This is a genomic window from Burkholderia sp. 28_3 (assembly GCF_003253915.1).
In the GTDB taxonomy this organism is placed as follows: domain Bacteria; phylum Pseudomonadota; class Gammaproteobacteria; order Burkholderiales; family Burkholderiaceae; genus Burkholderia; species Burkholderia cenocepacia.
Genome location: NZ_QKZF01000075.1, coordinates 1 through 2,079 on the forward strand (window position 1 = coordinate 1; position 2,079 = coordinate 2,079).

Genomic DNA, 2,079 nt, shown 5'->3' on the forward strand with positions numbered 1-2,079 from the left:
TGGCTTTTGCCGGTGCCGGTTGGACCGGCGATCAGGATCGCGACCTTCTCGTCGAGATACCGGCCTGTCGCGAGATCATGAACGTGTGAGCGGTTCAACGTAGGCAGCCGGTCGAAGTCGAACGTCTCGAGCGTCTTGCCCATCGCGAAGCCGGCGCGCAGCAGACGGGTGCCGAGCTTCTTGTGTTCGCGACGGGCAACCTCGTCGTGCAGCAGCATGGCAAGGAACTCGGTATAGGCGAGCTGCCCGTCGATCGCCTGACGGTTGCGCTGCTCAAGCGAGTCGAGGATGCCGGACAGGCGCAGCTGTTTGAGGATGGAATTCAATTCGGGACTCGGGTTCATGGTGTCAGTGGATCAGCAGGGATTGGAGATCACGGCCGAAGCGGCCGCCGTTCTGGTAAGCGCCAGTCGGGGCCGACGCGGGACGCGGCACCGGTTCGCTGTCCAGGCCTTTGTCGAGGATGCCCTTGATGGTGCTGTACTTCGCGCTGCTGAACGCGAGCGCACGCTCGCAGGCTGCTTCCAGCCTCTGATCGCCGACTTTCTGTCGCAGCCGGATGATCCCCTGCGCGCCGCGCAGGTTGACGAGCACCTTGTCGTTGAACAGCGCGAGGATCACGCCGTGGCACGACGGCCCGATCTCCTTCGCGCGCGCCAGACACCACTGCGGATCGTGCTCGAGCCAGGCCTGCGCTTCGGGCGGCTGGTGATCTCGCACCGTGTGGCGACCGCCGGCCCGCTGCCGCGGATGGGTTGCGACGAGTTCATGCCGATGGAACAGCTGGATGACCGTATCGGTCGCCTTCAGCCAGAGCGACTTGCCGACGAGCGTGAACGGTGCAGAGTACAGCGCGTGCTTGTAGACGACGTGGCCGTCGCGATGGACCGCCACCTCCTTCCAGACCGACAGTACCGGCGGCACGTCCGGCAATGCAGCGAGCAACGGGCGCTCGACGCCGAAGCGCGTCAGCGGCCGTTCGTGGACGGTGCCGTGGATACGAGTGCCGGCCTGCTGCATCACCCATTCGCGCAGTTGCCGGTTGGCGTCGGCCAGATCCCGGAACTCGCGCAGCGGCACGAAGGACTTCTTGACGTATTTGACGCCCGATTCGACGACGCCCTTCTTCTGGGGATCGTGCGGCGGACAGGCGTCGATCCGGAATCCATATCCCTCGGCAAGCGCGGCGTACGAGCGTTGCACCGCCGGCTCGTATCGACACGCCCGGATGATCGCGCACTTCGCGTTATCGATGATGACCCGGTCGGGACAGCCGCCGAACCATTCGAAGGCGCGCCGGTGGCTGGCGAGCCACGTCTCGACGGTCTGGTCCAGCACGATCTCGGCATACTGGTGGCGCGACCAGCACAACGTCATCACGAAGATCCACGTCCGGACCGCAATGCCCTCGACCGTCAGCACGGGTCCCGCGCCGAAGTCGACCTGCGCGGCGTCGGCCGGTGCGAAGTCGAGGATCGTTGTGGTGGCCACGCTGCGCTCGGCAGCCAGATGGCGCAGCATGCGCTTCACGGCACAATAGCTGCCGGCGTAGCCATGATTGCGTTGAAGGGCGGCATGGATCGTGGTGCCCTGAACGCCGGCGGCAAGCCATTCGCGGACCTGTTCGCGATATGGCTCAACCGTCGACACACAGGTGTGCGGCAGGTGCGGCGTGCGCCCGAAGACACCCGCGATCGTAGCGTCGTCCGGCAGCGGCTGCACCGGATCCAGCCAACTACGCGCTTCAGCCTCGCGGCGCACGGTCGTCAGCTTCTTGCGCCCCATCAAACCGCCGCGCGCGATGTCGCGGTCAGAATCGCCTTGCCGCATGCGGACAAGGACTTGGCGGTATTCAAACAATTCGAACCTCCTGTTGGCCATGGACGCTCCGTTCAAAAAGAACGGAGCGTACCGACTCGGAAAGTTCGAACCGCGTTCTCGCCCTGATGCTGCTGGCGCCTATGCGCCGCCCCTAACGTGGCGCCATTACGCCGCCCTTGGACTGGCGCCTATGTGCCGCCCCTCAAGTGGCGCCCTTATGCCGACCCCGCATTGGCTCCATAGCGCCGCCCCGTGACA

At 65.3% G+C, this 2,079-nt stretch carries 1 protein-coding gene and 1 pseudogene; both read right to left on the reverse strand.

The window, feature by feature from the left end:
- Window positions 1–344: pseudogene (istB, locus tag DFS13_RS39650) on the reverse strand (IS21-like element ISBmu1 family helper ATPase IstB); the annotation flags it as partial.
- Between the two features lie 4 nt (window positions 345–348).
- Entirely contained in the window at window positions 349–1,860 is a 1,512-nt protein-coding gene (gene istA / locus DFS13_RS39655) for an IS21 family transposase (protein WP_027809980.1), read from the reverse strand.
- Between the last annotated feature and the right edge of the window lie 219 nt (window positions 1,861–2,079).